Raw genomic sequence first — 7,252 nt, forward strand, 5'->3', positions numbered from 1 at the left:
AAGTACTTTAAGCATTTTCGAAAACAATTTTATTAATTTCGTTTTCTGGGATATTATATTTTTGAGAAAAGCTCAATAAAATGAGAAATTCTCGATTGCCCTTTGCACCCAAGATAGGAGATACTGTAAGAGCATTGACGTAATAACCAAGCTTAATGACTTGATTAATGACAATTTCTATGGCTTTTTTGTGGAGAACTGGATCCTTTACGATGCCATTTTTTACTTCTTTTTTTGAGAGCTCAAACTGAGGCTTTACCAGCGCTACCCCAGAAGAATCATGATGAAGCAACTCTTTTATAGTGACAAGAATTTTTGTTTGTGAAATGAAAGAAACATCTGAACAAAAAAAATCAATCGGCTCAGGAATGATTTCTTTCGTTAGATAACGAGCATTTGTATTTTCAATGGAAATGACGTTGGGATGATTTTTAAGCTTTTCGTGGAGTAAGTTTTCCCCCACATCAATAGCATAAACTTTCCTAGCTCCATATTGTAAAAGACAATCGGTGAAACCTCCTGTTGATGCACCTATGTCCATGCAAACTTTATCTCGAACATCAAGTTGAAAAGTGAGAATGGCTTTTTCTAATTTATAACCTCCTCGAGAAACAAATTTTTCTTTTTGTTTTATTATGATTTCATCATCGTAAGAGATTTTCGTACTCGCCTTTTGGATTTTCTGATTGTTGACGTAAACTTCACCTTTGAGTATCAAAACCTGAGCTTTTTGTCTTGATTCGACTAACCCTTTTTCAACGAGAATTTTATCAATTCTTTCTTTTTTGGTTTTTTTGGTTTTTTGATTCATTTATCGATGTTCTTTGCTAAAGAAAATCGCTAATAGACTTATAGCTAAAAAGCCAATCAACAATAAGAAGGCTTTTTGATAGGCAAAAAAAGAATATACCCTTGAGGCATTCAAAAGATGTCCTTCCCAATGAAAATCCAAGATCAAACCAAATAATGGCTGTAATACGGCAGCTCCTAAAAATCCTCCCATGTTGGCTATTCCTGTTGCACTCCCTGCTAATTCAGGAAGATTCACATTCTTTGCTAAGGTCCAAATAAAGATAAAACTACTTCCCACCACCCCCATCAAGAAAAAAAGATAAGGTAATAGTTTTAACTCTAATCGAAAGTTTCCCAGAACTATAAAAATCAAAAAAAATATCAACATATTTAAGAAAAATAATCGTTTTATTCGAAATCGCTTGGCTAAGTTTCCTTGAAGGATTCCTCCAACCATCAGACCAAAGGTTAAAAACATCAAATACTGGGAAGCTTCAATCTTTTCTAAGCTATAATTATGCATGAGGTAAAGAATCCCCCAACTTCCTTGAAACACCATCAAACTACCATAAATGCCAAAAAATGCAATAAAAGGCAGCCACGTATAGGGATTCCTAATCACTAAAAAAAGACCACGATTTGCTTCTTTTAACGTCAAGGGTGGAGTATCTGACAATCCCTCGGGTAAAGGGAAATTCTTCTCTTTGGGGTGATTGACTACGACAAAAAAAGCGAGAAAACCTGTTAAAACTCCCATCACTCCGATAAATATAAAAGTTGTTTGCCATCCGAACAAATCAGTAAAATACGCAAGAGGATAAGTGGCAAAAAATGCTCCTAAGTTTCCCAAAAAAATAGTAATTCCTGACATCAAAGAAAAAGACTTCAAATCAAACCAGTTTTGATTGAGTTTTAAGATTGAAACAAAAATGACGGATACACCCAGTCCAACAAGAAGTCTTCCAAACAGAGCAAAAGAATAAACCTCTGACAATCCAAAAAGAATAGAACCAACCCCAGAAAGAAGAGAACCAAAGAATATGATTCTTTTTGGACCAATGGAATCCGCCAAAACACCAGCTGGAACCTGCATGATGGTATAGATATAAAAATATATCGCTGAAAGATTCCCGAACTCAGCTCCCGTGATTTGAAAAAAAGACATTAACTGCTGAGAGACAACAGCAGGAGCTACTCGATGAAAATACACTAAAACATACGGAATAGAAACAGAAAAGAAAATCCACCAAGCATATTGTTTTCTCTTTTGTATTAAAGCCTCTTGTTCAGAATTCATGTAATCCTTATAAAAAGAAACACAAAAAAAGTCAATTGGGTTTATTTTACGAACATCATGATTTCTTGTAAGTGTTTTTGGATTTCTGAGTTATTGGGTTCTAATTGATAGGCTTGGTATATGTATTCCTTGGCTTCTTGGATTTTTCCTAATTTGAGCATGACTACTGCATATGAGTCTAAATAATAAGGATTTTTTGGTTTTTTCTTTAGAGCTCTTTGAACAAATTTTTCAGCTAATTTGTAATCTTCTTCGTTTTTGCCACATACTGCTAAAAGATATCCATACGCATTTAGACTTGCTTCTCTTTCAGGTTCAATTTGCAAAATTTTTTTATGAATGGACAATGCTTTTTTACAATCATTCAATTTCTCATAACAATAAGCCAAACAACTTAAAAGCACAACATCTTGGGGTTCTATTTGTAAACGCTCTTGGATTTCTTTTATCGCAGTTTGATATTGTTCTTTATAAATTAGGGCTAAGATTCTTAACTTTTTAGCACGACTAATGTCGATATAGTCTGGGAATTTCTTTTGGAGTTCGTCTAAGATTTCAATACACTTGTCATAATTTTTGATTTTAAAATACAAAATTCCTAATTCGTGATAATCTGTGGGAGAGGGTAATTCTTTGATGTTTTGCTTCAAAAATAAAATTCTATTTATGATTTCTTCTTCATCAGATGTAAATAGACTTTTTTTTGTTATAGGCTTTTGGCTTGTGGTTGCTTTTGTAAATTTTTCCATCGATTTAGTTCTTCCCAGTGGGTTGTTGTTAAGCTTAACGGAGTGATAGAGATCTTTTTATTTTGGATAGCTTCAAAATCAGAGCCAGGTAATACCTCTTTCGCTAAGATAGTTTCTTTTAATTTCATGACCCATCGTTCTTGATGTTCTTCTTCTAAGATTTCGTAGGAGTCTTTATAAATCCTACTTCCCTGAAAGGTATAAACTACTTCTGGGAAAGGTTTTTCTAAGGAATCTTCTTCTTCTTCATAAGGATAGTTGATATTATAAATTACATCTGGGTTCAAGTATTGATAGTTTTCTTCTAACCAAATCCGAAGCCACCTTGCCACCCTTCGAAAATTACCATTGAAATCAAAATTCTCATAACTAATGGCAATGGCTTTTTTGTTATGTATGACTGCATGTCTTGCCGCTCCAACAGTTCCACTATAGTGAATATCATCGCCTAAGTTCGGACCATGGTTAATCCCCGAAATCACAATATCCACAGGCGGAATAAGATTCCCATACAAACCTATATTTACACAATCAGTAGGATAACCATTGACTTTGAAGTGAGTCTCCGATACTTTTTCAACAATCAAGGTTTCTCGAATGGTGATTGCTTGGGAAGTAGCACTACGCTGCCGATCGGGACAAATCGAGTAAACTTCATAGAATTTACTTAATTCTTCTTCTAAATGTAGCATTCCATTGGAATGTAAACCATCATCATTTACAATTAGAATCCTCATAAGAAACCTCACTTGCTTATAAAAAGAATCAAGAGAAAGAGAAAAAAAAATAAAAGCAGTGGCAAAGCAAAAAGCTTCAAAAAACCCAAAACCAAAATACGACTCACAGTATTAAAAGATAAGCCTAAAAAAGATTGTATAGCCACTATCCAGTTATAAAACACCCAACTCAAAATCAAAACAAACCCCAACACCAATAACCCATATGCTTGAAGATAATTGCTAATCACACCTGCATGAAAAAAGAAAATAAAAGGAGATAATCCCAACTCAATGATAGATTGAATACGCAACGTATTTTCTTGTAGCTCGATTGAGAATTTCTCATCTTTCTTTGAGAGATTCGTTATTAATATAGCACTAAATTGTTCTGAAAAAACCAACATCATGATATAAAAAAAAACAACAAAAAAAGAAAATCCGATAAAATCCCACCACATGAATTGAGACTTCCATATGAAAAAAGTGGCAACGAAAAAAAAACTAACTAATACCCTATGAAAGATACGAAATAAATTGATTTTATAAATTGTATAAACTATATCCCATTCTTCCGGACGAAAAAGGGAAAAGTAATACATCTTCAACCAATCCGTCAACATAACTACTGTAATAAGTTTTGAAAATAATAATTCAACACTGATGAATTAAAAAAAAGATAATAAACTTGATAAAACTGATTTTGAGGTAAAGTTCTTTGATTTGAAAATATTTTTATATTCAAATACTTAAAGATTGTCTTAAGTGGATCCTCTTCGGGTTCGTATATAGGGAAATCTTTCGTTGTTTTTAACATCAATTTTAATGCTTGGATTGCTTCTTCTTCTCCACCAAAATCATCAATCATTTGATAGGCTTTTGCTTTTTTCGCTGAAAAGATTCTTCCTTCTGCCCAATCATCTTTGACTACTTTTTCTGACTGCTTTCTTCCCAAAGCAACATCACTGATAAAACCCATATAGGCTGTTTCTAAAATTTCGTTATACATTTCTTTTTCTTCTTCTGATAAATTTCTGAAAGGATAACTTATATCTTTGTATTTTCCTGATTTTAATACATATACTTCTATTCCAATCTTTTCCAAAAGGCTTTGTAAATTGGGTCGAAGCATAATAACACCAATACTTCCAATAATGGCTGTCTCATACGATAAAACCTTATCAGCAGCAGAAGCGATATAATAACCACCACTAGCCGCTATATTGGTTATATAGACTACGACAGGTTTTTCCTTTCGTAAGCTCATCAAGGCATTGTAAATCATCTTTGTGGCACCTACTTCCCCCCCTGGACTATCAATTTCGATAAGAACTCCTAAGAGGTTGATGTTATCTTTGATTTCTTGAATCCAATCGACTACTTGCTGTGCATATATACCATCACTTAGAGTCTCATCATTATGAATGATACCTTTGAGTTTTATTTTCGCTATTCCTTCTTGCATAATACTGCTAAAGTTAGAAACTTTCTGGAGCTTTGATTGAGTTGTTTTTTCCGTCGTAAGTTTTATAACCGATAATGTGAATGTCAAAAATGTTAATAAAAAAACGAACATCATGAAAACTTGGATTTTTTTTGACATATAATGCTACAATTCTCATATTTGATTTAACAAAAAGTATTTTTTTATTTTTTTCCAAAAAACACTGAAAATTTTGATTCTCATTACCGATTTTCTTTTAGGGGTAGTTTATGGAAATCACAACCAACTATCTATTAAATAGTGCAAGAAATTTTATCAGAAGAAGGGAGTTAACAACAAAAGAAGCTCAAGATAAAAGTATTGTAGAAAACACTACCCATCACAAGAAAATTTTAGAGATATTCGAAAATCTAAAATCCATCCAAAATGAACTCACAAAAGAACAAGTTCGATTCCAATATCTAAGCGGCAATTTTGAACAAATTCACGAAAATCTAAAATATAACAACGAATCCCTTTTCCCAGAACTAAAAGATAAATTCAATCGTGAAGAACTATTAGAAAAAACAAAAAAAAGAATTGAAGATTTAACGCTTACTTTAAAAAAATTAGAAATTGAACAAGAAAATTTCTTTGCTATGAACTTTATTTCCCCCAATGATATTAACTTATCAGAATTAAATGTTAGCATCAGCAATCTAAAAGCTGAAAGAGTTTCCCGTTTGACAAGAAATCAATTTCTTGGTTAAATCTATGGAATGGATACAACTCCTATAAAAAATTTAGAATCAATACTCAACTATATTGAGAAACAAGGCTACCAAATTTCAAAATTAGTCGTTGTAACAAAAAATCATCCCTCTAAAGTAATCCAACTACTTTATGACTATGGACATAGAGATTTCGGTGAAAACAAATACCAAGAAGCCAGAGATAAATTCCCACTAATAGAAACTAAAAAAGATTCTCCATTGATTGGACACCATATTGGTCCCCTACAGTCAGGAAATGCTAGGAACATTCCAAAAATTTTCGAATGGGTTCATGGAGTAGGTTCATGGAATGCCTTAGAAATTTTAGCTAAAGCTGCATTAAAGAAATATCAAGAAGAAAAAAAGAAAACCTTCTATTTGATTCAATTGAATCTAACAAGAGAAGAATCGAAATTAGGGGGTATGTTCATCGAAGAATTCGAACAGACCGTCCAAAAACAACCAGAGAAAATAATACAAAACGAAGGTTTAATTTGGAAAGGCTTTATGGTAATGGGTCCTTCAGACGGAAATTTGGAGGTAACCAGAAAAGTTTTTAAGGAATTAAGAACTATACGTGATAAATATATGCAAAATGGGGAACTCAGTATGGGTATGTCCCATGATTGGAAGATAGCATTAGAAGAAGGTGCTACTATCTTGAGGATTGGAACCGCCATAACTGGAAGCAGGAATATAAATATTTAGGTCTTTAACACTGAAAATTTTCTTTACAGATAGTAAAGTATTCTTTATAATTTTTTCATGACACAAAATGTAGAATTGCAAAAATCTCAAAAGTCTGCAATTATCAAAAGTGACGAATCCTTTTCTCAAAAAAACATTGAACCTCAAACCATCATTATAAATGAAAATTCAAAGGTATCTCAACTTATTATTATTCATGAAGGAGAAATCGGAATCATTGATCCTTCGATTAAAAGTTATTTAATGGTTTTACCTGTAAAAAATTTTATTCCATCTTTTAGCCAAATTTTCTCCAATTACGCATATCCATTAAAAATAGTAACTACAAAAAATAGCATAGTAAGTGCATTTCCTGTATCAATAAAAAGTGGAATACAAAATATTATACTTGGAAAACTCAATATTGGTATTATAGCACTACAGTCCTTACAATTCGAAACACAAGTATATTTCAATATATTAAAAAAACTTGAAGAATTTTATAAAAAAATTAACATTTATAACATTAATTTATCTATAGGCTACTATAAAATACAAAAAAAGCTTTTCGATGAATTAAATGACACAAAAAAGGTTGAAGATGAAAATTTAAATATAATAAGGGACTTCATAAAACTTTATACAGAAGAAAATCAAATACCAAAATACGTAAATAAAAATTGGTTTCATCAAAATCAATTTCACGTTAATCCCCATACAGATGTGGATATTGATGAACTAAACTTTGAAAAAGAGTTTCTAAAAAAGTTGTTAACATTACCAGTAGAAATACAACAAACAATCTTAAAAACAAA

Annotated in this window: 9 protein-coding genes; 3 read left to right on the forward strand and 6 right to left on the reverse strand. The window is 32.0% G+C overall.

The features are described 5' to 3' along the window. Positions 1 to 7: 7 nt before the first annotated feature. The 6 genes from NZ853_07725 to sppA are packed head-to-tail and all read right to left on the reverse strand — an operon-like array spanning position 8 to position 5,133. Positions 8 to 811 carry a TlyA family RNA methyltransferase gene (locus NZ853_07725; protein ID MCS7205571.1) on the reverse strand — a complete coding sequence of 268 codons (804 nt, stop codon included), beginning with the start codon at positions 809 to 811 and terminating at the stop codon, positions 8 to 10. Further along, entirely contained in the window at positions 812 to 2,089 is a 1,278-nt protein-coding gene (locus tag NZ853_07730) for an MFS transporter (protein MCS7205572.1), read from the reverse strand. Positions 2,090 to 2,130: 41 nt separating this feature from the next. Continuing rightward, complete coding sequence (locus NZ853_07735) at positions 2,131 to 2,838, reverse strand: tetratricopeptide repeat protein (GenBank protein ID MCS7205573.1); 708 nt, start codon at positions 2,836 to 2,838, stop codon at positions 2,131 to 2,133. Beyond that, on the reverse strand, positions 2,796 to 3,575 hold the full coding sequence (gene surE, locus NZ853_07740) for a 5'/3'-nucleotidase SurE (protein ID MCS7205574.1): 780 nt from the start codon (positions 3,573 to 3,575) through the stop codon (positions 2,796 to 2,798). Before surE ends, NZ853_07735 begins: the two co-directional genes overlap by 43 nt. Positions 3,576 to 3,583: 8 nt before the next feature. Beyond that, positions 3,584 to 4,156 (reverse strand): hypothetical protein, encoded by a 573-nt coding sequence (locus NZ853_07745; GenBank protein MCS7205575.1) that lies wholly within the window; start codon positions 4,154 to 4,156, stop codon positions 3,584 to 3,586. A 23-nt stretch (positions 4,157 to 4,179) separates the two neighbouring features. Continuing rightward, on the reverse strand, positions 4,180 to 5,133 hold the full coding sequence (sppA, locus tag NZ853_07750; GenBank protein MCS7205576.1) for a signal peptide peptidase SppA: 954 nt from the start codon (positions 5,131 to 5,133) through the stop codon (positions 4,180 to 4,182). A gap of 134 nt (positions 5,134 to 5,267) precedes the next feature. Between sppA and NZ853_07755 the strand changes: the two genes are divergently transcribed. The 3 genes from NZ853_07755 to NZ853_07765 all read left to right on the forward strand — a co-directional run. Next, positions 5,268 to 5,747 (forward strand): hypothetical protein, encoded by a 480-nt coding sequence (locus NZ853_07755; GenBank protein MCS7205577.1) that lies wholly within the window; start codon positions 5,268 to 5,270, stop codon positions 5,745 to 5,747. 9 nt (positions 5,748 to 5,756) lie between these two features. Then, a complete protein-coding gene (locus NZ853_07760; protein MCS7205578.1) occupies positions 5,757 to 6,458 on the forward strand; it encodes a YggS family pyridoxal phosphate-dependent enzyme in 702 nt (233 codons plus the stop codon). Positions 6,459 to 6,515: 57 nt separating this feature from the next. Further along, the coding region (locus tag NZ853_07765) for a hypothetical protein (protein MCS7205579.1) at positions 6,516 to 7,252 on the forward strand (737 nt) is incomplete at its 3' end.

The sequence above is a fragment of the Leptospiraceae bacterium genome, assembly GCA_025059995.1.
In the GTDB taxonomy this organism is placed as follows: domain Bacteria; phylum Spirochaetota; class Leptospiria; order Leptospirales; family Leptonemataceae; genus SKYB61.

Bases quoted from the DNA above. Each gene is read 5' to 3' on its own strand.
- NZ853_07725 (MCS7205571.1), bottom strand. From the start codon at position 811: ATGAATCAAAAAACCAAAAAAACCAAAAAAGAAAGAATTGATAAAATT.
- NZ853_07730 (MCS7205572.1), bottom strand. From the start codon at position 2,089: ATGAATTCTGAACAAGAGGCTTTAATACAAAAGAGAAAACAATATGCT.
- NZ853_07735 (MCS7205573.1), bottom strand. From the start codon at position 2,838: ATGGAAAAATTTACAAAAGCAACCACAAGCCAAAAGCCTATAACAAAA.
- surE (MCS7205574.1), bottom strand. From the start codon at position 3,575: ATGAGGATTCTAATTGTAAATGATGATGGTTTACATTCCAATGGAATG.
- NZ853_07745 (MCS7205575.1), bottom strand. From the start codon at position 4,156: ATGTATTACTTTTCCCTTTTTCGTCCGGAAGAATGGGATATAGTTTAT.
- sppA (MCS7205576.1), bottom strand. From the start codon at position 5,133: ATGATGTTCGTTTTTTTATTAACATTTTTGACATTCACATTATCGGTT.
- NZ853_07755 (MCS7205577.1), top strand. From the start codon at position 5,268: ATGGAAATCACAACCAACTATCTATTAAATAGTGCAAGAAATTTTATC.
- NZ853_07760 (MCS7205578.1), top strand. From the start codon at position 5,757: ATGGATACAACTCCTATAAAAAATTTAGAATCAATACTCAACTATATT.